A 25594-nucleotide genomic window follows, 5' to 3' on the forward strand; every position below is an offset into this window, starting at 1 on the left:
TGGATTCGCGGCAAGCCAACCAGCCCCGTTACCCTCGGAATGCACGCAGGGGCTGAACCAGTCCAGCCCTCCTGGCCCTCGGCTTGCCGGGGGTCAATTCGCGTCGAACGACAGGACGTGTACCCGGGGCCAAATCCGCTGCCAGTTCTTCTTCGCGATACGCGCCCGGTACACTTCTTCAAGCGCCGGATGGCTGCGGAAGTAAGGCGTCGGCCGGACAATCATAGCGATGACATCCCCGATGCCGCAAGGCGCCGCCAACAGGACCTCTCCATCCGCGTTCAACGACAATCCGAGCGCTGCCACCGTCTCCGGAAACTTGGAGATGGCATCGACCGTCGACGCGTACGGCAAGTAACCGTTCACGGCATGCATCCTGGCTTCGTTCTTAACCGACCACGGAACATCCGGCATGCGCTCGCGCAGCTCGCGTTCCCAATCCTTCTCCGCCGCCTCGTCCAGACAAGCAGGATCGAAATAAACGACGTCCACGTCAGGCAAGGGCGTACGCTCCGCAAAGCCGTGGAGCGCATCCCAAAGCTTGGAGCGAACGAATCCCGCGCATACCCACCAGTCCGGCAGCTCCAGCGACCGCGCGGCGCGAAGGACATCCATCATCCAATCATCCGCGGCAACCAGACCAATGATGTCCTTTTCCTTCATCCAGCATCCCACCTTCCTCATACGAAACAGGAACATATATTCGTATTCTAACGTATTCCCGCGTGCATTTCTACCTATATTTTGTAAAAAGAGCTCTTCCCGATGCACATGCGGCATCGAGAAGAGCTCTTTTTATTTTTGCGTTCTATTTACTCCAAACAGACCGCGAAGTCGGTATCAAAAAAGCGATAACCAAACTTAAAATGGTTAACGGTTAATCGTTTACGATGATTCAAAAATTTCTTATAATAAGGATATTCATCCTATTATTTCTAATTGGAGGTTCGAGTAATGATGTCCAATCTGAATGGCAAAATCGCGCTCGTTACGGGCGCCGCACGCGGCATTGGCCGTGAAATCGCACGAAGGCTGGCGTCCCAGGGCGCCTCAGTCTGCATCAACTACGCAACCAGCGAGGCATCCGCCGAAGCGCTCGTAGAGGAATTGCGCGCGCAAGGACATGCCGTCTTCGCCCATCGCGCGGACGTCGCCGACGTGAGCCAAGTGAAAGAGATGGCAGGACGGGTCGTGTCCGAATTCGGCGCGCTCGATATTCTGGTCAACAACGCGGCCATCGATCCCGTCGTGGAGATGTCGCAGATGACGGAAGCGATCTGGGATCGGGTCGTCGACACGAACCTGAAGGGCACCTTCTTCAGCGCGCAGACCTGCGCGGAAGAGATGAAGAAGCGCGGCAGCGGCAAGATCATCAACATCAGCTCGGTGCATGGGAACACGACGATGCGCGGCTACGGGGCATATTCCGCCTCGAAGGGCGGCATGAATGCATTGACGCGCCAGCTCGCTCTGGAGCTGGCGCCGTATCGCATCAACGTGAACGGCGTGGCGCCGGGCGTCATTGAAGTGGAGAAATATTTCACTGACATTCCGTGGTACAACCGCGATATCGAAGGCCGGAAGATCCCGATCGGCCGCGTCGGCATGCCGGACGACGTCGCGCCGCTCGTCGGGTTTCTTGCGTCGGCGGAGTCCGATTTCATTACCGGCCAGACGATCACCGTCGACGGCGGCTCCAGCGCGCGGTTCTTCCTCTGGCAGAAGCCGCTACTCGTAGACGAATAGGCTGCGTTTGCTCTCTAGACCGTAGATGCGGAGCGTGTTCTCGTACATGATTTTGTCGGCGAACCGCTCTGCGTCCTTCGCGGTCCAGAACCCGTCCTCCACCCGCTCCGACAGCACCTTCGCCAGGATATGCCGGAACGCCATCGAGGCGCCGACCCCCTCTTCGCCTGTCCAGGTATCTCCGCCCCAAGCGATCGAGCCGTTGTCGCGCAGCACATCGATATAAACGTTCAGCGCGTCGACGGCCGCGGTCGTGGAGATGAGAGGGAGCCAGTTAATGTCGATCACCACGTTGCCGTAGTTATGCGCCAGCGCCGCCGTCTCGTAGATCCACGGGAAGCCGCCGTGAAACAGCACGAACCGGTTGCGCGGATGCGCCGCGATCAGCGGCTCCATGAGCAGCGGACTCGAGCCGCTCAATTGGGCGAGCCCCGTATGGAACTGAACCGGCAGCTCCAAGGCTTCGGCAATCTCCAACCCCCGGCCAAGGACATAGTCGCCAAAGGCATTGCGCTCGGCCTGCGTCGTCTCGGAGGGGTGTTTGCCAAAGACCTTCGCGGCCTCTTCCCTTGTTGCCGCTTGGAAGCCGATCGTACGCTGGTATGCCGACGCGCATTTCAATCCCGCAATCCGGCCGCGCCGCCTGCGCAGCTCCTCCTCGAAGCGCTCCATGTAAGCCTCGAAAGAAGGCGGCTGTGGGAATAGCGCGTGCGAGCTCGTACCTTCGTTCGTCAACGACTCCGCATGAAAGCCCATCATCCACATGTCCAGCCGGTAGATCGGCGTCACGAATTCGGGGTAGCCGACGTCGCTGCCACTGTCCCAGTAGCAATCCTCCAGAAATCCGGCATAACCGCCGTGCTCCTTCATGACGCTCAGATGCCAGTCGGGATCCTGGTGCGCGGCCGTGATGCGGTCAGATAGTTCATCCCAATTGTCCGCGGTGATCTCGTCGACATCGTAAATCCGGCAGACCGCCTTCTGCAGCCAGCTGAAATACGTATTCGTCCGAATGCCGTCCAGCCAGGCTGCCCGCAGATCCCGGTCATTGGCCGGAGCCGGCTTGCACCAGCCCACGTACGATTGGTTAAATAGACTGTCGAGATTCAACTGCTGCTGCTTAGGCGACTCCATATGATGCTCGTGCGTGCTGAAAACCGGCTTCTCGGATAATAGCTCCAGCCAAATCTGGTAGGTTGCGTTTCCGCGGCTCATGCCGACCCAACTCCCTTCGAATAATGCTGCTCTTCCTCGTCGCATCGCTGCCGAAGCTTATCGCAGGCTTCCGCCAAGGCGCCTCGCAGCCGGAGATAATCCGCTTCCGGCGGCCGGGTCGCCAGCGTCTCGTAGAAGGTCAGCGCCCCTTCGATTTGCTCCATGATGGAGCCGGAGTCGACGGCATTAAAACATGTCCTGCCCTCCGAGGTAATCAGGACCGGACTGGTATGCGCCGCGATCGCTTCCCGCTGGCCTTCTTGGCATCCCCATACCCGCAGCGCGAACCACGTCGGCTCCGATACGGCGACCTCCCAGGTACCGGAAAAAGTTCCGGCCGTGCCTCCGTCTAAATCCTGCCGGACGACCGCTTCGCCGCCTTGTACAAGCTCGACCCGCGTCATCGGAAGCGTAACGGAAGCGGCCTCCCAGCGGATCTCGAGGACGGCGTTGCCGCCGATATCGATTCTCGACCCCATCGGCTGCCCCTGCACGCTGATCGTTAACAAAGGTCCGACAGTGACGAACGTTTCACCGCCGCGAACAGATGCCTTCCACTCGGCGTTGCCGAACGCCGCGGCTGCCGCTCCGCCTCCGGCGAGCCGGGAGTAGGTACGCAGCCTGCCGACGGCGGCGCCGGCCGACATTTTGTCCGTGCCGCCTACGACGGGCAGCAGATACCCGCAATTCAAGAATCGATACCAGTCGCTCAGCGTATACGCGCTGATGCCTCCATGCGAACAGGACCATGCGCAGACCTCGACGGCATCCGCAAGTCCGGCCATGTACACGGCAGCCTCCTCCCCGCGCGGACTCGGAAAATGCGGCAGCACGACGAGCGCGTCCTGCTCCCGCCCCTTCGCCGCCCAAGTCAGCATCGTCGCTTCCAGCGCGTCGCCGAGCGCGGATTCCATCGGGCCGCCCGTGCAGAGCGGCATGATCATGTCGCCCTCGTAGCCGAGCAGCGAGAGATGGCCAAGCACGGCTTGCCGGTTCTCCGTCCCGACGCGGACCAGATAAGGCCCTCGCCCATCCGCATCCTTGGCGCCGATCGTCGTCTCGCCGTCGAAATCGCCGATATTGCTGAACAGCTCGCCCCACTGGCTCGCCAGCAGATGAACCATATGCACGTCCTCGGCTTTTCCCTGCAGCAGCGCGGTCTGCGGGGAGAGGAAGTGGACATGCGTATCCGCCGTCACCCAGCCTCTGCTCCGCCAATCCAGACCTCGATCCAGCTCGATCGTAAGACTATCCGTCGCTTCGCCGATCTCGAACCTGCGCCGGACCGGTATATATTCAAAACCCTTCGTAACCTCCACATAAACGCTCCCGAGAGGCAGACGCAGCTCCGCGCGCCCGTCGATATACGTCGTGAAATGCCCCTTCTCCGTGCAGTCCGCGCCGTAGTCCTCGAACCATTCCCCGTTCGGCCGGCGGTGCCGGTTCAACGGGACGATCGTTTCCCCTTGCTCGCCGTGGATATGGAGACGGACCGGCGTTTTGGCAGTCAAGCTGCTCGCCCCCCGCTCGCGCACATGCAAGGTTACCGGCCGTGCTCGCTGCGGAATGACGGTCACGCCGTCTTCGAGTGCAAGTTCGCTAATGGGGAGCCCTTCCTTCCAGTGCTCGCTGCCGTCAATTCGCGCTCGAGGATGCGCGGCGTATTCCACGATCCAGCGTTCCGACGATATCGAAGGAGGCTTCAGGGCGTACGATCGATCCCACTCGTCGCCGACCGGGTAATCGAAGGCCGGACGCACCGAGATGATGCGCCCGCGGTCGATCGCCAATTCCGGCGGTTTGGAGCCGGCTTCGGTCCGCAGCGCGAACTTGGCGCGCGGCAGCAGCCGCAGCGGATGCTCCGCCTCCTCCGTATGCGTGATGGCGAACAGCAGGATCGCACCTGTCCCCGGAAGAAACCCCAGCGAGCGAATGCGTTGTTCCGGACGAGGATTCTCCAGCGCATAGATCCAGTGGTACGCCAGCGGATGGCCGAAATCCGCCGTCACTCTGCTCTGCGATTCGCCCCACGCCGTATCCGGGATACCGCCGGACCGGATCGACTCCGACGTCTCCGCCCGCGCGCGAGGCATGGCATGCGGCACGCAGCCGAAGCTGCTTTCGCCCATGGACACGCCGAGCTGGCTGATCTCCATTCGACGCCGGATGGGTACGCCATGCGAGGTTCCGTCTTCATAATGCAGCACATAATAGCCGGCTTCGTCGCCAAGCTCCGTCGTGCCGCGGATGGGACGCGCGTACAAGCCATCTTCGCGCAAGCGGCGCTCCGGAAAATCCGACGCGTGCAAGAACAGCACATAGCGCGCCCGGATCGGCTCCCCCAGCTTCAGCTCGGCGGCTTCCCGGAGCACGAACAGGTCATTACGGTCTGCCTGTTCTTGTTGCTCTTTCTGGTTTTTCGGTTCATCCTGGTTTCTCGGCTGACTCTGGTTTCTCTGATCCTGCTGATCCTGTCGATCCTGCTGAACGCGCAGCTCCCCGCCGCCGCACTGAAAAGGCAGCCCCCACAGCTGCTGCGCCCCGCGAAGAAACGCACCCCGCAGCGCGTATGCATTCGCGGAGAGCACGCCTTCCGGCAGCTCTGCGGCTCTATAATTGTTAACCCCGCTTAAATCTAACGGGATGAATCGCTCGTTTGCAGCCGGTTCCATTCGTTCAAGCCTCCTTGTCGGCCGCAGCCGGTAACCAAAAACTCAAGCGAGCGGCTCGTTCGTCGAAAACAGATCCGGATCGGCCTGAAGCATCCGGCTCAGCAGCTCGTTCGTCGTTGCCGCGTTCGTTACCCGCGTATCGGCGTAGCCGAAGTGCCCGGTGTACATGATCCCTTCGCGAATGAACAAATCGTTCACTTTCCAGAAATAATACGACCACAGCTCGCCGCAGTGCTTGCGCGAAGGCGCGGAGATTTCCGAGCCGCCCGGCAGCTCGATCACGTACGGCACGAGGTGGTCCGTCAGCCGGTTCGGGATGTCGTTCCATTCCTCGACGCCGTGGATGAAGGTGTTTTTGCACAGATCGACGCCGATGAACAGGATCGTCGCATCGCGGTCGAGCAGCTTGCCGTAGGACGATTGCCGTCCGCACGGCGTATCGCCGAGCTCGTTGCCCGCGATGAATGACGCGGCATCCTTGCCGAGCGCGCATACGGAATGCGTCGGATGAAGCGAACGAAGCACGCCGGGACGCTTGCGGAACAGCTCCGTCAGAATCCCCACGCACGTGGGGGAATCCTGCACGTTGAAGCGCGGGTTGCCTTCTCCGATGTAGGACCACGTATGGGCAGGCAAGGCAAGCAATCCGTCCTGCATGTACTCCGACAGCGCATCAAGCACCGTATCCGGCCCTCCTTCGACGGGACCGATCGCCTTGTACGAGGAATGAACGAACAGCGTGCCGCGGGGATCGATCCGCATCTTCTCCAAATCGCGGAGAAGGGTTTGTTTGGTATGCATGGGGCAGCGCTCCTTGATTGGATTTTCTGATTTATGACTCTCTCGCTATCGGCTTAGGCTGCGGTTGAACATTATTATGAACACGTGCAGCTGCCGTCCGCGCCTATGCACACATCAACTTACCTTGAGACTTCACGCACGCCTCAGCTTCAAAAGCACGACCGTGTGCCTCGGAATGAACAGCTTCAGCAGCCCCGTGCGATCGAGCTCGTGAGAGGCAGCAAGCTGATCCGTACGTTCCCGGTCGATGCGGTACTCCTCGGCGATCCAGCGCTCCCCATCGGGCAGGCCGCCGATGCTGATCTCATAAAAGACGGACTGCCCGCGGTAATTGCTGATGAGCGCCGCTGCCGAAGCCGGTTCGCCGGCCGTGACGCCTGCTCCATCGCCAAAAGCCCCGTTCACGCCCGCGCATGCATAGACGCCGGCGCTTTCGCATTCCGCTTCCGCCCGCCGCGCGTAGTGCCGCAGCTCGTTAAACTGCTTGAACGCGTGGTACGTCTTCGTCGGCACGCCGTAATAATCGAACAGGCCGCACCACAGCGCGGTCGGCTGTCCGTCGTAATAATTGGCTTCATCCACGGGGCAGTCCTGCAGCACGGCCAGTACGGCTGCGGCATAGGAGGCACCCTGCTCGTTCTTGGCACGTTCGAACAGATCCCGCCGATAATACTCGTTTCCGGGCAGAAACAACGTTTCCCACTGCGCGTCGAAGAAATTCCACTCGTTGAAATGGCTCTCCGTCTCCGTGAATCCATGCCGGTCCAGCCCTTCCCGCACATAATGACTCAGCTCGCGGACAAGCTCGGGATCGTCGTTGTACGAATGCCACGAGAAGAAATCGAGCGGGAGACGTTCCTCCCTGCACATGCCGAGGAAACGCTCGAAGAAATGCGGGATGACCTTCACCTGCGCAGCGGAGTAACCGCCGATCTTCAGCGCCGGGTCAAAAGCTTTGATGATGGGAGCCGCGACCCGGTACAGGTCGTAATACTGCTCCTCCGTGCCGTTCCACATCAGACCGCCGCCGCCCTCCGGCTCGTTCCAAATCTCCCAATATTGGATGCCGTAATGAAAGCCGTCCGCCCACCCTTGGTTGTAATGCCGGATGATGCCGATGCAGATGCGCGCCCACTTGGCGTAATCCTCCGGCGGATAGACGTAGTATTTGGTCGGCGTGTGTTCGATGCTTTCTCCAAGCCGCCACAGAATACGGGCGCCCGTGGCCGCCGCCATGCGAATGTAATAGTCCGATTTGGCAAAATCATAGCTCGCCGGGTCCTCCGGGTCGCGGCTGAAATCCGGAAAAATCGTATGGATATCGATCTCCCGCGGATGCGGAAAATTGGGATCATGCAGCCGGACGAGCGGGAATTCGGCCACCTTGAAATGATGGGAGACGTCGACAAGCGAGCCGTAGCCGATCGGCCCGTTGTTCACTCCGTGCAGCGGTTTGATGATGCCGCCGTTTCCTGCCGCGATGCGGTCTAGATGAAGCTTAATTGTCATGGCCTTCGCTCTTCCTCCAATCGAAATCGTCGTCGAACGGATAGAACGGACGTGTCAGCTTCTCGAACTTCAACGACCGGATATTCGCGGGACTGCTTCCCGGGGTATCCAAAATGTAGATATGACGCGACAGCGCGTCGTAATCCGCCCGGAACTGGCTCGCCGACTTGACCATGACGAGGTCGGCGGCCGTCGGCTCCAGCCCCATCGTCCGGTACATGGAGGGGTCGCCCGAGAAGACGGCCCGTTCGCCGATGAGCAGGCTGATCCGACCGATCTCCAGCACGACGCAGCGACCCATGCGCGCCACCGTGTTTTTCGCGTGTCCGCCGCCAAGCCTGAAGCGTCCATCGCCGATCCGAACGACCGTCCCCCGCACGGCAATCGGTTCGCCCGCAGGATTCAGCGTATGTCCGATCGACAGCGCGACTTCCCGGCCGACACCGGCCTCGATCGCTACGGCAACCGCGGGAGCGTCCGTCACGACGAGCAGCGCGTTGATGTCCTTATCCGCCCCGCAGGCCAGCAGCTGCCGAAGGACGGCCGCGCTGTCTCCCGTCGAGCCCGCGCCGGGACTGTCGGCGGAGTCCGAGATGACGATCGGCCCTTCCGTTCCGCGCAGCCGCCGGGCGAGCTCCACGATATCCGCCACGCCGTGAAGCTGCACGTCGAACGCATGGCGCTTGTTCCAGAAGAGCGCGGCCATCCTGTCGGCTTCCCGCTCCGCTTTCTCGCGGTCCTCCCCGACGACGATCACGGAAGCCCCCGACTCCTCGACGTCCAACCAGCATTGCACGGGAAAAATCGACGTGACCGCCGACATGCCGTCCGCTTCCCCCGCGCTCGCTTCCGCCCACAGCTCCGCGAACGGACCGTACATCGTCTGCTGGTTTTCCGCGGGAATGATCATCGGGATTTTGCGGTACGCCATCGCGGGCCGGCGGCCCGTTCGCAGCATGGACAGCAGCAGTTCCGTTGCGCGATAGCCCGTTTCGTAGAAATCCGTGTGCGGAAACGTACGGTAGCCGACGATCGCATCCGGATGCCTGACCATCTCCCGGGTGATGTTGGCGTGCAGGTCCAGCGACAGCACGAACGGCTTATCGCCGATCAACGACCGGATGATGCCGGACAGCCGTCCCTCGACATCGTCGCAGCCTTCGGCCGACATCGCGCCGTGCATGGCGAAGAAAACGCCGTCGCATTCTTCGGCCGCCGCAAGCACGCGCTCGGTCATCAACTGCTCGAGCTCCGCGAAGTCCGCTCCGTCGAAGCGGCCCGCGGATACCGCGTACAAGCACAGCGTCGGAAGAACCTCCGCCCCGTTGTCCTGCAGCGCCTGCAGGCTGCCGCGAACCTCGTTTTCCACTTCGAGGCCGAGCAGCTCGTCGCCGACCAGATAGATATTGCCGCGAAAATCGTCCAGCCCGCTGCGGTACGGACTGAACGTATTGCTTTCCTGCACGATCGCGCCGACCAGGATTTTCATGCGCATTCCCTCCTTTGCGGCCCGGGACTCAGCCTGCCAATCCGCCTGCGGCCGGTATGCCGATGCTCTTGTCGCAAGCCAGCGGCAGCGGCTCGCGCTTCAACGCGGAACGCTCCGTCGTCTCGATCAGCGCGATGTTGCGCGCGGCTTCCTCGGGGCGTACCGCAAGCGGCGCGCCGTTCAGCAGATGCTCGCGGATGTTGCCGTAGTAGGCGAGCGGAAGATCGCTCTTCGTATAAATCTTCGATTCTACTTTCACGCCTTCGACATCGGTATAGAGCGTCACGTCGTTCCTGAACAGGTCGTTGACGACGACGGAGCCTTTCGTGCCTTGAATGACGACCGGCGCTCGGCGGGCTCTAGCTATGTTGGACATTTGCACGTGCGCGACGGCGCCGCTTTCGAATTCGACGATGCTTTCGATCTCATCCTCGTTGGAAATGTCATGCCACACGCGGTTATGAATGAAGCCGCGGACGGAGCGGACCGGCCCCGGGACGATCGTCAGCAGCCAGTCGATGTAGTGCGCGCCCCAGTCGTAGAAGACGCCGCCGGAAATCGTTTTGTCGGCCCGCCACCACGAGCCGGGATGGCCGTATTCGCCGAAAAACATGTGCACGCTGTAGATGTCCCCGAGGATGCCTTTGGCGATCAAGTCCTGCACCGTCATGTACCAGCCGTCCCAGCGGCGGTTATGGTAGACGGACAGCATGACGCCCTTCGCCTTCGCCAGCTCGACGAGCTCGAACGCGTCGTCCGCGCGGATGCACATCGGCTTCTCGATGACGCAATGCTTGCCTGCCGCGATCACCTCGCGCGCGATGTCCGCATGCACGTGATGCGGCGTGACGATCGAGACGAGGTCGATGTCTTCCCGCGCCAGCAAGTCTTGCGAGCGGGTATAGCTCTCGATATGCGGAAAATCTTCCTTCGCCAGCGCCGATCGCACCGGATCGATGTCGCAGGCCGCCACGAACTGAATGCCGTTATCGCGCATATGAAACGCATGGCTCTTGCCCATGTTCAGCGTGCCGCCGTATCCGATGACCGCTCCGCGAATAATGTTGCTCATAGTACAAAACCTCGCATTCTAATTAAGATGGTTAATCTTAAATTTTGTTGGGAAAGTGAATGGCCCGCTGTTGCTTTGGCCCGCGGGGATGCATAAAGGCAAGGCCGGGAAGCTTGGGCCGGAAGGTTCGGGCCCGATTGCTGCTGTTTCACAGCTTTCGGAGCTCCTGGCGCTGGATTCACGCTGGATTTCTGCTGTTTCGCAGCTTTCGGAGCTCCTGGCGCCGAGTTCACGCTGGATTGCTGCTGTTTCGCAGCTTTCGGAGCACAGAGCGCTGGATTCAAGCTGGATTTGTGCTGTTTCGCAACTTTCAGAGCTCCTGGCGCCGGGTTCATGCTGGATTGCTGCTGTTTCGCAGCTTTCGGAGCACAGAGCGCTGGATTCAAGCTGGATTTGTGCTGTTTTGCAACTTTCGGAGCTCCTGGCGCTGGATTCACGCTGGATTGCTGCTGTTTCGCAGCTTTCGGAGCACAGAGCGCTGGTTCACGCTGGATTTCTGCTGTTTCGCAGCTTTCGGAGCTCCTGGCGCCGGGTTCATGCTGGATTGTTGCTGTTTCGCAGCTTTAGGAGCTCCTGGCGCCGGATTCATGCTGGATTGCTGCTGTTTGGCAGCTTTCGGGGCTCCTTGCCCCTGGGTTCGTACTGGTTTGCTGCTGTTCGGCAGCTCTCCTATGCATGACTTCGGTCAAACGACTAGCTCAGCGCCGCGAGTACGCGGTCGGCCGCAGCCAGCGTCGCCTCGATATCCTGCTCCGTATGCGCCGCCGACACGTACCACAGCCCGCTCGGACGAACGAGCACGCCCTCCTGCAGCATTAGCTCCGCAAATTTGGCATAGCGCGCCGAGTCCCGTTTCGCGAAGGCGTCAAAGTCGGTCACCTCTGCCAGCGGAACGAACATGAAATGAAACACGGGGCCGATGCCGTTCACGACGCCCGATATACCGTGCCGCTCCAGCAGCAAACGAAGTCCGTCCGTCAGCTTATCGGCGAGCCGCTCCATGCGCGCCAGTACTTCTCCGCCGTTCTTCTCCAGCTCGTCGATCGTCGCGAGCCCCGCCGCCATGGCGACGCCGCTGCCGTTCAACGTGCCGAGATGGCTGACGGTGCCGTCCTCGATGAGCTTCATAATTTTCCGCTTTCCGCCGACGGCGCTGAGAGCAATGCCGCCGCCGAGCGCTTTGCCCATGGTCATCAGGTCCGGCGTTATGCCGAAACGCTGCTGCGCGCCGCCGAGCGCAAGCCGGAATCCGGTGATGACCTCGTCGAAGATGAGCACGACGCCGAGCTCCGCCGTCAGCTCGCGCAGCTTCTCGAGGTATCCCGGCTTCGGCGCGATGCAGCCGGAATTGCACATGACCGGCTCCGTAATGACGGCGGCGATGTCCGCGTGCGAATCTCGCAGCAAGCGCTCGACGGCCTGCTCGTCATTCCATGGCAGCAGGATAATATCCTCGAGACTGCTGTCGCTCTGTCCTCCGGTTCCGGGCAGGATCGTGTCACTAGCAGCCGCCGCCGTACCCGAAGCCCTCATGTCCGCACTCGGAAACGACGTGAAGATCCCATCCGACCAGCCATGATAATGGCCGTGAAAACGCACGATCCGGCGTTTGCCGGTATACGCGCGCGCAAGGCGCAGTGCCAGCATGACGGCTTCCGTGCCGGAGCCGCTGAACGCCACCTGATCGGCGCAAGGGAGAATCTCCGTCAGCCGCTTGGCAAGCGCAAGCTCGCCTTCATGCTGCAAACCGAATGTGATGCCCTGCTGCATGGCCTGATAGATGCGCTCGACTAGGGCCGGATGCGCGTGCCCAAGCAAGGACGGCCCGTACGCGAGCAAATAGTCGATGTATTCGTTGCCGTCCACATCGCGAATTCGCGAACCCGAGGCGCTAGCCGCATAAAGCGGCACCGGCTTCATCGCCGCGCGCAGCGAGCTCGCAACCCCGCCGGCCAAGTAGTTGCTCGACTCCGCGAGCAGTCGTTCCGATTCGGAATAGCTTTTCATCGTTCAACCTCCGTTCGTTCTCTCAATAACTGACTGCGAATTATGAATCGCAACGATAGCCGCTAAGTGGCTGTCATGTCTTGAAAGTCAAATTCTCGAAATAACTGCAAATCTGCAATTATTTTCACTAGAGCGCTCCCTAAGATTCGAAATAAGTGTAAATATGCAGCTATTTCATTGGAAATCCGTCAATTTGGTCGTTTCCATGGGAAATAGATGCACTTATGCAGTTATTCATCCGTGAGTAGCGAGTTTGGGAGAAAATAGATGCAAAATAGCAGTTATTTCATGGGGTCCGTCTTACGTGGTCCATCTCGCCCCAAGCCCAAGACGGCTTTTACGTACTCCCTCTCCTCCCAGGTTCGACCTGCCCGAACCGAGGTTTGAAATTGCCGTTCCCGGCGTCGCGTATTTCGGCCAAGCGCGCCTTTGTTCGCGATAACCGACTTCGTCCACTCAAAAAGCACTCCGCGAGAATCGCTTCGATCTCCTTCAGCTATCAGCTCTTGCTCTGTTCCTGCTCAGCTCTTGCTCTGTTTCTGCTCAGTTCTTGCCCGCTCTTACTCAGTTCCTGTTCAACTCTTGCTCTGTTCCTGCTCAGCTCTTGCTCTGTTCCTGCTCAGCTCTTACTCAGTTCCTGTTCAACTCCTGCTCAGTTCCTGCTCAGTTCCTGCTCTGTTCCTGCTCAGCTCTTGCTCTGTTTCTGCTCAGTTCTTGCCCGCTCTTACTCAGTTCCTGCCCAGCTCTTGCTCAGCTCCTGCTCAGCTCTTGCCCAGCCCGGCTCAGCTCGAGCTCGAGCCGCCTTCCAGCGCCGGCCGCGCCAAGCGCGTGTACTGGCCGAGCACGCCTTTGTTGGCGATAACCGGCTTCTCCCACTGCGCCCGGCGCTCCGCGAGAATCGCTTCGATCTCCGCTACGGGCCGTTCTTCCCGCTCCGTGCCGACGATATCGATCGCGCGGCCCGGGATATCGATCCGGACGAGATCGCCGTCACGCACGAACGCGATCGGTCCTCCGTCCAGCGCCTCCGGTCCGAGGTAGCCGACGCACGGCCCCCGGGTCGCGCCGGAGAACCGGCCGTCCGTGACGAGCGACGTCGTGCGGGACAGCACCGGATCGGAGGCGATCAGCTCGGACATGAAGAACATCTCCGGCATCCCGATCGCCTTCGGTCCCTGGTAGCGGATAATGACGACGTCGCCCGGCTCGATCGCTTTGGCGAGCAGCGCGTCGACCGCGCTCCGCTCCGTGTCGAATACTTTGGCCGGGCCTTGATGCACCTGCATCGCGGCGTCCACGGCCGACTTCTTGATCGTGGCGCCGCTAGGAGCAAGGCTGCCTCTCAGCACCGCGAGCGACCCCTCCTCCTTAAGCGGCTTCCGAATCGAATAGATGACGTCGCGGCGGTTCAGCTTGTAATTGGCGAGGAACATCTCGGCGAAACGCGGCATTTCATTCTTAGCGTAATCGTCCAAGTTCTCGCCGACCGTCTTGCCGCTGACCGTGAGCGCGTCCAGATGGAGCATCTCCTTCAGCTCCAGCATGACCTGCGGCACGCCGCCCGCGTACCAGAACAGCTCCGTCGGATATTTGCCCGCCGTCTTCGTATCCACGAGCACCGGCACGCGCCGGTGGATCTCGTCGAACGTCTCGGCGGTCAGCTCGATGCCCGCCTCCCGCGCGACGGCGATCAAATGCATGACGGCGTTCAGCGAGCCGCCGATCGCCGAGTGGATCATGATCGCGTTCTCGAACGCCTCGCGCGTCAAAATCCGCGAAGGCGTAATCCCCTCGCGCACGAGGCGCATGACCTGCTGGCCCGCCAGCCGCGCGGCGCGCTTGATCTCGGCGTTCGTCGCCGGGATGAGCGCCGACCAAGGCATCGCGAGGCCCAAGGCTTCGGCCATGACCTGCATCGTCGCCGCCGTGCCCATATACTGGCAAGCGCCGCAGGTCGGGCAGCAAGCGCGCTGGAAGGCCAGAAATTCTTCTTTGGTCATCTTGTTCTCGTCGACTTGCACGCTCATATGCCACAGCTCTTCGTTCGAGCGCATGCACGGCCCCGCCCCCATCGCCCCGCCCGGCACGTGGATCGCGGGAATATCGAGACGCGCGATCGCCATGAGGTGAGCCGGCACAGCTTTGTCGCCTGCGGAAGCGAGCACCATGGCATCGAACGGCGTCGCGAGCGCGTGAATCTCGACCATGTTCGTAATCATATCTCTCGACGGGAGCGAGTAACGCATGCCGTCATGCGCCTGCGCCACCCCGTCGCAAATGTCCGTTGTCGTATAGATGGCCGGCTTGCCTCCCATTTGGAAGACGCCCTTCTCCATCTCTCTTACCAGTTCGCCCAAATGATAGGAGCTGGGGTGGCTGGCCCCGTCCGTGCTCTCCACGAGCACCTGTACCTTCTCCAAATCCTCCACGGTCCAGTCCATGGACATACGGAGCGCATCGCCTTCAAAGCTGATCTTGCGCACCTTCTGACTGCCGAGTTCCTGCATCGGTTCCATTTCGATCTCCCTCTCCTCCATGGTCTGGCTGTCGTCCTCCAGCTTGCGGGCATGCGCCCGGAACGGCCGAGCGGGCCGTCCGGGCGTTATGACCGCGTGGCCTAGCTACCGACCCGGATGAAATCCACGTCGACCGTTCCGGTGTTCGCGATCGGGTCGAGGCGGATTTGCTTGATCGTGCCGCTCCAACCGCTGACCGCGCCCATGTTGATCGTATAGATCGTGTAATCGCTGTTCGCGACGAGCGTGAACTCGCCGTGCTTGCCTTCGCTCCAGTTCGGATCTCCCGCGGTCGTAAAATAAATCCGTGGTCCCGCCGTGTTGGCGGTGTTGTTCTTGACCTTAATCGTGATCGTCGGGTTGGCGCTGGCCGACAGGCCGAGATTATCCTGCCCGACCGCATACGGATCGTAGCCGCTCGAGGTCAGATGCAGCGAACCGCCGGACACGGAGCCCGTCAGCTCGTTCGTCAGGCCCCAGCCCTCGTAATTGCCATCGGTATTGAACTCCCATTGCGCCGCGTAAGTGCCGCCGCCCGCCGGCGTAACCGAAGCTTGCGCCGAATTGCCGCTCGTGCCGGCGCTGTTCGAGGCCGTCACCGCGTAATAATAAGTCGTTCCGTTCGAGACGCTCGTGTCCGTGTAACTCGTCGACGTCAAGCCCGTAGCGACCGTCGTGCCGAAGGTACCGCTCGACGTGCCGCGCTTGACGGTGTAACTCGTCGCGCCGCTCGACGCGTTCCAGCTCAGCGCCACTTGGCCATTGCCGCCCGCTGCGCTCAATCCGGTCGGCGCTCCCGGCGCCTCCGGTCCGCTGCTGACCGCTCCGCCGATTTTGATGGAATCGATGTCCACGCTGTTCGAGCTGTCGAAGAAGTCCATGCGGATCTGCTTAAGCGTCCCGGACCAGCCGGACACCGCTCCCATGTCGATGTCGTAATCGACGTAGCCGCTGTTCGCCGAGATCGGCGATACTTTGGCTTTGCTTTCGGAGAAGCCCCCGTCGGCAGCGGTCGAGAAGTAAATCTGCAGATTCGTCGAGCCGGTGTTGTTCTTGAGCCGCACGTACACATGCCCGTTCGCGGAAGCATTAATGCCGAGATTATCCGGCGACAGGATGTAGGGATCGCCTCCGGTCAGGTTAACGTGTAGCACGCCGCCCGTCGCGGATCCGCTCACGTCGTTCGCCAGCGTCCAGCCCTCCAAGCCGCTACCGTCGAAATTCCATTGCGCCGCATATGAGCCGCCGCCTCCGGATGCCGGCGTCGCCGATGCTTGGCTGGAATTGCCGCTCGTGCCGTACCCGTTCGACGCCTGCACGACGTAGTAATAGGTCGTGCCGTTGCTGACCGTCGTGTCCGCGTAACTCGTGGACGTCACGCCGGATGCGACCGTCGTGCCATAGTTGCCGGACGACGTGCCGCGCTTGATCGTGTAGCTCGACGCCCCGCTCGAAGCGTTCCAGTTCAGCGCCACCTGCCCATTGCCCGCCGCTGCCGTCAATCCTCCCGGAGCCGCCGGCGGAGTGCCCGTCGTCGAACCCGGAATAAGCGTGCCGGCGATCATCTGCGCGTACCAGCGGATCAGGAAGTCGTTGGGATGATTGACGTTGTTGCCCGTCATGTCGGCGTATTTCTTATGATTCAGCAGCTCTTGGTGAACGCCGGTCATATTGACAGAAACGATACCAGTGCCCGACAGCGATTGAAGCTCCCCCAGATACGCGGTCTGGTTGCCGGCGAAATACGTCTCCGGGTTCGCCAGCATCGGCGCAAGGAGAATGAACTCGGCATTCGGGTTCGACGCCTTGACGTCATTGATCATCGATTGGATGTGGGACTTGTAAGACGCGCCGGAGACATAGCCCGAACCGTCGTTCATGCCGAAACCGAGGATGACCAGATCGGGATTGCCGGTGCTGACGAAATTGTGAATGTTGCCCGCCCCCCAGCCGGAATCCGTGCCGCCGACGGATGGATTGACGTACGTGATGGCAGACGAATAACGGGCCGCCAGGCTGTCTGCGACAAGCTGACCGAAGCTCGGAAGATTCGGCGCGTAGTAGTTGCTCGCGTTGGCGCCGGCGGAGATGCTGTCGCCGAAGAGCGCGATCTTCAAGGGACTGCCGTTCTGCAGCTTCGCGAGCGTGTTCGGCAGCTTGGAGGCATCGTAGGTCGGCACGGGGCCGTTCCAGACGTTCGCGTTATGCGTGTACGTGACCGCCAGCTGATGCTCGTGAAACCATATGCCTTCGTGAAACACGACATAACCGCCGCCGACTTTGGGCTGCGTGTCCGAGCCGCCCCCGGGGTACATGTCGCCGTTCGTCAGATAGACCGCGCTGGAATTGCTCGTCAGCTTGATCTTGTTGGTTGCGCTGTCGTACGTCCAGTCCGTGCCTTGCTGGTACGTGACGCCGAGCGCGCTGTCGCGCACGGAGATGATCGACGTCGGCGTGAACAGCAATTGCGCCTCCGGCAGGCCGCCGTTCGTCGACACCATCAGCACCGATTCGTTGAACATCGTCGTCGACGACCAGAACGGCGTCATGTTGTTCGTCAAATCATAAGCCGAAACCGGCCGGTTGGCGTAAAACAGTGTGAAGAGCAGCGCGAATGCGAGCCCCGCCGCAAGCTTGCCTGTTGCTTTCGAAGCGGACATGTCCGGTATCTCCCCCATTTCGCCTAAAATCGCTCCGGCCGGCAGACGCGCCGGCCGGAACGTGTTGGTTCAGGAATCCGCAAACCCGCAGTGCACTGCCTGCCGAGGCTGCGGGGGTTTCAATGCGATCGTGCGAATCAAGGACCGACTTTGATATAATCCACGTCGATCGTGCCGCTGGCGTTGGCCGGATCGAAACGGAGCTGCTTGATCGTTCCCGTCCAGTTGGCATTGCCCGACATGTTGAGGTCATAAACGGTATAGTCGCTGTTCGGCGTTACGGACAGATTCACGACCTTGCTCTCGCCGTAGCCCGTATCCGAGTTCGTAATGAAATAAATCTGAATGCCCGTCGAGCTGGACGTGTTCTTCAGTCTCACGTACACGTGCCCGTTGCCGCTCGCCGTGATGCCCAGGTTATCGGACGAGAACATGTACGGATCCGTGCCGCTGGAGCTCAGATGCAGCGAGCCGCCGGAAACGCTGGACGTCAGCTGATTGCCGAGCGACCATCCTTCCTGGTTGCCGTCGGTGCTGAAGTTCCATTCCTTGGCGTAACTGCTGCCGGAAGACGGCGTCGCGGACGCGCTGCCGGAATCGCCGCTCGTACCTCCGCTATTGGTAGCCGTTACGACGTAGTAGTACGTCGTGCCGTTGCTGACCGTCGTGTCCGTGTAGCTCGTGGACGTCACGCCGCTCGCGACCGTCGTGCCGTACGTACCTGAGGACGTGCCGCGCTTGATCGTGTAGCTGCTCGCGCCGGAGCTGGCCGTCCAGTTTAAGGCCACTTGGCCGTTGCCGCCGGAAGCGGTCAGACCCGTCGGCGCGCTCGGTGCGCTGATCGTGGCGCCGCCCATCTTGATGTAGTCGAAATCCAGGCTGCCCGTGTTGGCGTAGACGTCCAGGCGAAGCTGGTTGACCGTGCTGCCCGACCAGCCGGAAACCGTGCTCATGTCGATGTCGTAGACGTTGTAGCCGCTGTTCGGCGAGATGGAGATCGTCTTCTTGTAGGTCTCGGAGAAGCCGCCATCGCCGCTGCGTTTAAAGTACACGTCCAAGTACTGCGAATCCGTGCTGTTCTGCAAACGCAGGTACACGTGGTTATTGGCTGCCGACACGTTCAGGCTGTCCGGCGAGATGATGTACGGATCGGTTCCCGTCAGGTTGACGTGCAGCGAGCCGCTGCCCACGGAGCCGTTAACGTCATGCGCCAAGCTCCAGCTCTCCAAGTTGCCCGACGTGTCGAAGTTCCATTCCTTCGCGTACGAGCCGCCGCCGCCCGACGAAGGCGTTGCCGACGCTTCGCCCGAATTGCCGCTCGTGCCGTTGCTGTTCGTCGCCGTCACGGCGTAGTAGTACGTCGTGCCGTTGCTGACCGTCGTATCCGTGTAGCTCGTCGACGTGACGCCGCTAGCCACCGTCGTGCCGTAGCTGCCGGAAGACGTGCCGCGCTTGACGGTATAGCTCGTCGCGCCGCCGCTTGCGCTCCAGCTTAGGCTGACTTGGCCGTTGCCGCCGGAAGCGGAGAGGCCCGTCGGAGCGCTTGGCGCCGTTCCGCCCGAGGTGAACGACGTGTAACCGACCGCCGGCGCCCAGCTGACCGTGTCCGCCGTGTTGTTGCCGCTGCCGTCCACTTCAAAACGGATGACGTCGCCGGCGTTAACGGAGATGCTGTCGAGCACCTGCTCGACGCCGACCTTGTCGTTGTAGCCGATCGATTGGTCTCCGCCGGACGGCCAGATGCGCGTGCCGTTCTTCGTGATGCGCGCCGTGACGCCGTCGCCGCCGGAGTAATCCGACTTCAGGATGCGTCCGCGAATGCTGATTTGGCCCGTGGAAGGCGCGGTCCATGCGCGCGCGATTTTGCCGCTCGTGCCCGGCGCCTGCTCGAACTGCTTGACGCTCGGCACCGACGTCGAGGAATTCGTTTGCCAAGCTTTGGCATTCGAATCGTAGTAGGACAGGTTGGACCAGGACGAACCGTTGTACGATTGATAAGACCAGTTGTTGCTGCCCTGCGTGCCGCTGAATTGGAAGCCGGAATGATAGATGTTCGACGCCGAGATCGATTTGTTGTTCGTCTGGTTCATGCTGCCGGCGTTCGCGCCGTTCTCGATCGTCATGAACGTCGAGTCGCCGTACAGGTTATCCCCGATGCGTCCGTTCGGCGTCAGGCCTCCGCCCGCGATGCGGATGGACGCGCCGTTGTTCACCATGACGTTGCTGTCGATATGCAGGTTGTCGAGATGGTTCGTGATGCCGGCGATGTTGGAGTTGAACGCCAGGATCGACGGACCCGCGCCCGCATGGTTGCCGAAATAATTGTTATTGACGTTAATGTTCACGGAGCTGTGCTCGTAATCGATCGCCACTTGGTCCGGCGAGCCGGTGTTCGGCACGTTCGTGAAGATATTGTTGAAGAAGTTGCCGTCCTTGACGAAGAGCAGGATGAAGCTCGCCGTCCCCGACGCGGAATAGCACTTGCCGCCTTCGTCGAACGTGGAATTCATGATCGTGAAGCCATAGACGCCCTTGATCGCCATGGAATCGTCGCAGCCCGTCACGCCGCCGCCCTGATCGTTGTCCCGGATGTCGAGATGGTTCATGACGACGTTCGTCGCGGCGTCGTGGCGCTGAATGTCGCTCGTGACGTAGGAGTAGCCGCCGCCGAACCAGTCGATGCGGATCGTATCCAGGTTATTGTCGCCCGAGATGTAGTCGAACAGCATGTTGTTGATGACCGGCTGGTTCCAGTACGGGGACTCCGTAAAGCCGTCCTTGAGCGTGATTTCGATGCCCGCGGAGTTCCAGATATAGTCGCCGCTGCTCGTGTTCGCGCCGCTGCCGGAGCCTTGATGGATGCCTTTGATGTGGTGGAGGTAAATGTTGCGGAACTCCAGCCCTTGGTGGCCCGAGTTCGTGAAGGCGACGAGGATGCCGGTACCGGCGTTGCTGATCTCGAGGTCTTGAATGCGCCAGTAGTCGGGATTCGTGAGCCGGATCGCCCGATCGGACTCGCTCGAATTGCGGCTGATGATCGGCCGCGCGCCGGAGCCGTACGCTCCGATCGTGATCCAGTTTCCGGACGAGCCGGTGCCGTTCACGACCATCTGCTGGTTGTACGACGAACCGCGCGCCAGCAGGATTTGGTCGCCGCTGCTGAACGTGCCGATATTGTTGATCGGGGTAAACGAGCAGAATGGCTGCGAGGTCGAGGTGCCCGATCCAGAGTCGCTGCAATTCGAGCCGGATTGGTTATTGACGTAGTACGTCGCGTTCGAGGCTTCCGCCGGAGCGGAGAAGTAGATGCAGAGCAGCAGGAACATGGCGCTGCCCAGCCCTGCGGACACCAGTCTTCTAACATTCGGTTTAAACCATGAAACGGTCATCTTCGCGAATCCCTCCATTGCCAGGCTGGATGTTGGGCGTCCTTCGGCCTATCGGTCCTAGGACCCTTTCATCGCCGGCATGTTTTTCAAACGGGCGAATCCTGCCGAGGGCCTTGATAAACGTGATCGCGTCTTGCTATGAATGGCTTCAATTCCCCCCAAACTGATGTAAAATGTATGCTTTGGCTGGTTGACGAACGCACTTGCAGAATCGAGCCAGGCGGTTTCCTACATGAATCACCTCCTTGGCATAATGATGCGGATGCTTACTTGAAGATCGTAATCGGCTTCTTCAGCGGCTCCATCGGTTCGACGTTGGCCCAGTAATTCGGCCGCTCGTTGTTCGTCGGCTTCGCCCAGCGGACCGCGTTCGCGATGACCCGCTGCACGTTCTTGTCATGGTAAGTCGGATACATCTCGTGGCCGGGACGGAAGTAAAACACCTTGCCTCTGCCGCGCTTGAACGTGCATCCGCTGCGGAATACTTCTCCGCCCTCGAACCAGCTGATGAACACGAGCTCATCCGGCGCGGGAATGTCGAAGTGCTCGCCGTACATCTCTTCTTCCTCCAGCTCGAAATAGCGCCCGATGCCCTCGGCGATCGGATGCGTCGGATCGACGACCCACAGCCGTTCCTTCTCGTTCGCCTCCCGCCACGTGAGCCCGCAGCCGGTGCCCATCAGATTGCGGAACGGCTTGGCGAGATGCGCCGAATGCAGGGCGATGAACCCCATGCCGTCCAGAACTCTGCGCTGCACGCGATGGGCGATCTCGTCGGGAACGTCCTCGTTGCGGGAGTGGCTCCACCAGATGAGCACGTCGGTATCGTTCAGCTGCTCCTCCGAGAGCCCATGCTCCGGGTGCTCGAAAATCGAGACGCTCACGTCGATCTCGTCGCTTCGCAGCGCGTCGGCGATGCAGTTGTGCATCCCCGTCGGATAGTTGCGCTGGCAGATATGGTTCAGGCGGTCGTGAAAATTCTCGCCCCAGACTCTGGCTCTAAGCATCAGTGGTCGCTCCCTTTCCTATTGGCGAACGGCGACCTCCGGTCGGTGTGGTCTACGCTCGCTGTTGTATTCGGATTTTTTATTGAGTTAGGATTCAGATGTGAAAATCCGAATACAAAGGCGATCGCTATCGCTGCTCCGACTCACACCGACCTACGGTCACGGCACCATCTCAAGTGGTTTTTTGGATCAAAGGCTCCGAATTCTCAATGGGTTCGAATCCGGGCGCCTAGCTTGAATGCCTTGCAGTGCCGCGCTAGCCGCGGATCACGTGCTCCATGTCCGTGTACCACCGGAAGCCCAACGACGGCGTGCGCATCATATAGCTGAAGTCGAAACGCTCGCCCTTGCGGATCAGCTTCACGACGACGCGGTTGACGCCTTCCTTATAGGTGACGTCCAGGCGGAAGTTGTTGTACGGCATATACATGTCGGACTCGCGGCCTTCCATGAGCATCTCGCCGTTCAGCCAAATCCGGTAGGCGTCGTCGTTGCCGATGAACATCTCCGACTCTTCTTTGCGGAACGGCATGTTGAATTCATGTACGAGATAGAAGCAGCACGGACCGTAATAGCCGACATGCTCCCGAAGGTCGATCCGGTCTTCGTGGAGATTGGTGTAGACGCCTTCTGCGGCGTCCAGCCCGGCGTCCGTCTCGTCGATGTACGCCCGGTCGATGTTGACGAACGAATTGAACATCGCCTTGGGGTCCGGAATGCCGTTCATCTTTTGCGACTTCTCGCCGTACGGGTCGGCGTCGAACCGGGTCGTGTCGTAATCGTCCCAGAAGGGGCCGATCAGCTTGACGCGGGCGGCGCCGGACAGCCCGAACCGATACGGATGCGACAATCCGTCCTGCTCCAGGAAGGAGACGTCGATCAGGTTTTTCTGCGGCAGCGCGGCAGCCGTCTCCTTCACGGCGAAGGTCACCTGCACCTGCACGGTTTGAAATGGCGCGAGCACCAGCTCGGCAGCGACCTCGTCAGCCGCATTTCCGGGCGCCGACTTGTCGCCGGCCGCATTCGCAGCCGCTGCGGCTTTTGGGGATTCGGCCGCGTTTCCCGGCGTACCGGCTTCGTTCACCCTCGCCTTCGGTCCGGCACCGCCATCCTTCTCCGCGCGGGAAGCCGCGACTTCGTCGGCCCCGGGCGCATCGGCACCGTGCGGCTCGACAGCCTCGATCCGCGCTTCCAGATGCGCCGGCACCGCGAACGTCAACTTGCCGCGACGCGCGATTGCCGTCGCGTTGGCTACCGTCAGCGTCACCGTCTTCGGCTCCCCGCACCCGATGCTCGGCAGACCGTCATAGGCGACCTCGAACGCGACCGACGCCGGCTTCTCCGGAAACGGCAGCGTGGGCCGCACGTCTTCCGGCACCTCGGTGAAGCTGACGTCGGTGACGCCGTCCCGGGCAAGCGACAGACCCGCGCCGCAGGTATCCTTCGCAAGGTCGAGAATCTCGTACGAATACCGCTTTATATCCACGGTGCCTATGACGAACTGCTTGCCGACCTTCTCCAGCCACCATTCGGGGATGGACGAGACGCCGCCGATGACGCCCATGATGGCGCCCGCGGTCGCGGCCGTACAGTCCGTATCGTAGCCGCAATTGACGGCCAGCATCATCGTCTTGCCGAAATCCCCTTCGCCGTACAGCAAGGCCATCACCGTCAAGCTGATGTTCGATACCGCGTCGGCGGCATCGGAAGAACCGAACCGGCGAAGCATCGCCATGCGGGCGTCCTCCCACGGTTTGCCGTCGTCGTACATGCCGATGACGAAACGCAGGCAGCGGTGCAGCTTCGACGATTCCGGCACATAACGCGCCAGCGCCGCGTTGATAAGCGTCCGCAGATCCTTTTCCACGAAACTCATCGCCTCGATGGCCGCATAGAACTGCTCGCCGTAGATGCTCTCGCTGACATGGTCGATGATACCGTCCATATAAGCGTATCGAGCTGCCGCGTCGGGATTGCCGGGGCAAATGAAGCCCCAGATTTCCGCGCGGATCGGACAGCCCATCGAATGGATCCACAGCCGATTGTTGAAGCTGCCCGAGAGCGGCGGTCCGATGCCGAGCTCGACGTTGCGCACCGCGATGGCGTACTCGTTGGACATCAGCAGGTTATACCTCGCGAACACATCCGCCACGTCGGCGGGCGTGAAGCGCGAACCCTTCTTCTCCAGCAGCTCCTGCAGCCAGAGCACCTGCAGATCCAGATCGTCGTTGGCCGGAATTTCCGGCGGGAACGCCGATTCCGGGGTATAGTGGAGAATGCCTTTGTTGTTCTCCTGCATGAAGCCGATCGCGCCGCCGATGCATTTGCCGATCCAGCCCCCGTGCACCTGATTCAAATAATCCTCGTACTTCAGTTGTACTACCACTGTTCACGCTCCCTCCGGACGCCAGACTTAGCACGGCCTGCCATCAACCCGCACAGCCGCTAGCCGCTCTTTCTCCTATTCCACGATGCCCGAACGCTCGATGCCCTGCACGAAATACCGCTGCGCGAACATATACAGAAACAGCATCGGTCCGATGATCAGAATCGCCCCCGCCATCTTGAGCGGTTCGTTCATATCGAAGATGAGGTGCACGTTCTGACCCGTCGCGAGCGACTTGTGCAGATTGAGCGCTTCCTGCATCCGGTCGAGCCGCAGGGCAAGCGGTACGAAATCCTTTGCCTGCGCTGCCTGCAAATAAACCGATGGCTCGAAATAATCGTTCCAGTGCCAAACGACCGAGAACAGGAACACGATCAGGATCGCCGGCCGCGCCAGCGGCAGCATGACCTTGACGAACGTGCGGAACGGACCCGCGCCGTCGATCTTGGCCGATTCCTCCAGCTCCTTCGGCAGCGTCGCGAAGAACTGGCGGTAAATGATGATGAACAGCGACGCCTTCAAGCCTGCCGCGAAGATCGCGGGAATGATGAAGGGCAGCGCCGTCTTCGTCCAATTCAGCTTGGCGTACGTGACGTACAGCGGAATGACGAGCACCTGCGGCGGAATGAGGAACGTCAGCAGGACGATGAAGAAGAGCACGTTCTTGAACGGAATGCGCAGCCGCGCGAACGCGTAGCCGGTTAGGCCGCAGGAGAGCACCTGCAGGATGGCCGCCGACAGCGACATGTACGTCGTCTGCCACAGCGCCCTCAAGTAATCGAGACCGATCCACGCATCGTCATAACCTTGCAGGTCGAACTGCCGCGGAATGTAGGTCACCGATTGATCCAGCAGATCGCTCATCGACTTGAACGAGGTGGCCAGCATGTAGAGCACCGGCTGAATATACATGACCGCGATCGACAGCAGCACGATGTACAAGGCGATTTTGAACAGCACCCCGTCGTTGATGTTCTGCCCCAGCAAAATCCGCTTTGCCCTCGCCGCCATCCCGCCGCTCCAGCGCAGTCCGGCCAAACCCGCGCGCCAGCCGTTCTTCTCCACTGGAGGCGCATCGCCCCTCCTCGCCTCGGCGTTCCATAAATCGTTGCTGCCTGAAGCCAT

Annotated in this window: 16 protein-coding genes; 2 read left to right on the top strand and 14 right to left on the bottom strand. The window is 60.8% G+C overall.

All coding sequences use genetic code 11. The features are described from left to right. Positions 1-93 precede the first annotated feature (93 nt). Positions 94-663 (bottom strand): nucleotidyltransferase family protein, encoded by a 570-nt coding sequence (locus AC0YNU_RS19470; protein WP_475759645.1) that lies wholly within the window; start codon positions 661-663, stop codon positions 94-96. 291 nt (positions 664-954) lie between these two features. Between AC0YNU_RS19470 and AC0YNU_RS19475 the strand changes: the two genes are divergently transcribed. Beyond that, entirely contained in the window at positions 955-1746 is a 792-nt protein-coding gene (locus AC0YNU_RS19475; RefSeq protein WP_475759647.1) for an SDR family NAD(P)-dependent oxidoreductase, read from the top strand. Here the strand turns inward: AC0YNU_RS19475 and AC0YNU_RS19480 are convergent. The 6 genes from AC0YNU_RS19480 to AC0YNU_RS19505 form a co-directional block, all read right to left on the bottom strand. Next, complete coding sequence (locus AC0YNU_RS19480; protein WP_475759649.1) at positions 1729-2961, bottom strand: amidohydrolase family protein; 1233 nt, start codon at positions 2959-2961, stop codon at positions 1729-1731. The genes AC0YNU_RS19475 and AC0YNU_RS19480 overlap by 18 nt on opposite strands. Then, positions 2958-5633, bottom strand: coding sequence for a CehA/McbA family metallohydrolase (locus AC0YNU_RS19485; protein ID WP_475759651.1), 2676 nt, complete (start codon positions 5631-5633; stop codon positions 2958-2960). Before AC0YNU_RS19485 ends, AC0YNU_RS19480 begins: the two co-directional genes overlap by 4 nt. Positions 5634-5675: 42 nt before the next feature. Then, on the bottom strand, positions 5676-6434 hold the full coding sequence (locus AC0YNU_RS19490; RefSeq protein ID WP_475759653.1) for an AAC(3) family N-acetyltransferase: 759 nt from the start codon (positions 6432-6434) through the stop codon (positions 5676-5678). A 132-nt stretch (positions 6435-6566) separates the two neighbouring features. Next, positions 6567-7943 carry a GH39 family glycosyl hydrolase gene (locus AC0YNU_RS19495; RefSeq protein ID WP_475759655.1) on the bottom strand — a complete coding sequence of 459 codons (1377 nt, stop codon included), beginning with the start codon at positions 7941-7943 and terminating at the stop codon, positions 6567-6569. Further along, positions 7933-9432, bottom strand: a complete 1500-nt coding sequence (locus tag AC0YNU_RS19500) for a M81 family metallopeptidase (protein ID WP_475759657.1) — start codon at positions 9430-9432, stop codon at positions 7933-7935. The genes AC0YNU_RS19495 and AC0YNU_RS19500 overlap by 11 nt, the downstream gene beginning before the upstream one ends. Before the next feature lie 28 nt (positions 9433-9460). Next, the gene (locus AC0YNU_RS19505; RefSeq protein ID WP_475759659.1) at positions 9461-10504 is read right to left on the bottom strand and encodes a Gfo/Idh/MocA family protein; all 1044 of its coding nucleotides are present in this window, start codon (positions 10502-10504) and stop codon (positions 9461-9463) included. 88 nt (positions 10505-10592) lie between these two features. Between AC0YNU_RS19505 and AC0YNU_RS19510 the strand changes: the two genes are divergently transcribed. Then, positions 10593-11183, top strand: coding sequence for a hypothetical protein (locus AC0YNU_RS19510; protein WP_475759661.1), 591 nt, complete (start codon positions 10593-10595; stop codon positions 11181-11183). Between the two features lie 14 nt (positions 11184-11197). Here AC0YNU_RS19510 and AC0YNU_RS19515 read toward each other — a convergent pair whose 3' ends face one another. The 7 genes from AC0YNU_RS19515 to AC0YNU_RS19545 all read right to left on the bottom strand — a co-directional run bounded on the left by AC0YNU_RS19515 (position 11198) and on the right by AC0YNU_RS19545 (position 25594). Continuing rightward, positions 11198-12511, bottom strand: a complete 1314-nt coding sequence (locus AC0YNU_RS19515; RefSeq protein WP_475759663.1) for an aspartate aminotransferase family protein — start codon at positions 12509-12511, stop codon at positions 11198-11200. A gap of 782 nt (positions 12512-13293) precedes the next feature. Further along, a complete protein-coding gene (ilvD, locus tag AC0YNU_RS19520; protein WP_475759665.1) occupies positions 13294-15027 on the bottom strand; it encodes a dihydroxy-acid dehydratase in 1734 nt (577 codons plus the stop codon). Positions 15028-15128: 101 nt separating this feature from the next. Beyond that, positions 15129-17687, bottom strand: coding sequence for an SGNH/GDSL hydrolase family protein (locus tag AC0YNU_RS19525; protein ID WP_475759667.1), 2559 nt, complete (start codon positions 17685-17687; stop codon positions 15129-15131). A gap of 137 nt (positions 17688-17824) precedes the next feature. Continuing rightward, on the bottom strand, positions 17825-21076 hold the full coding sequence (locus AC0YNU_RS19530) for a hypothetical protein (protein ID WP_475759669.1): 3252 nt from the start codon (positions 21074-21076) through the stop codon (positions 17825-17827). Positions 21077-21342: 266 nt separating this feature from the next. After that, positions 21343-22083: a ThuA domain-containing protein gene (locus tag AC0YNU_RS19535; protein WP_475759671.1), complete on the bottom strand. Its 741-nt coding sequence runs from the start codon at positions 22081-22083 to the stop codon at positions 21343-21345. Between the two features lie 256 nt (positions 22084-22339). Next, positions 22340-24469, bottom strand: coding sequence for an ADP-ribosylglycohydrolase family protein (locus AC0YNU_RS19540; protein ID WP_475759673.1), 2130 nt, complete (start codon positions 24467-24469; stop codon positions 22340-22342). A 75-nt stretch (positions 24470-24544) separates the two neighbouring features. Beyond that, positions 24545-25594, bottom strand: coding sequence for a carbohydrate ABC transporter permease (locus AC0YNU_RS19545; RefSeq protein WP_475759675.1), 1050 nt, complete (start codon positions 25592-25594; stop codon positions 24545-24547).

This window comes from Paenibacillus sp. J31P316 (assembly GCF_056269105.1).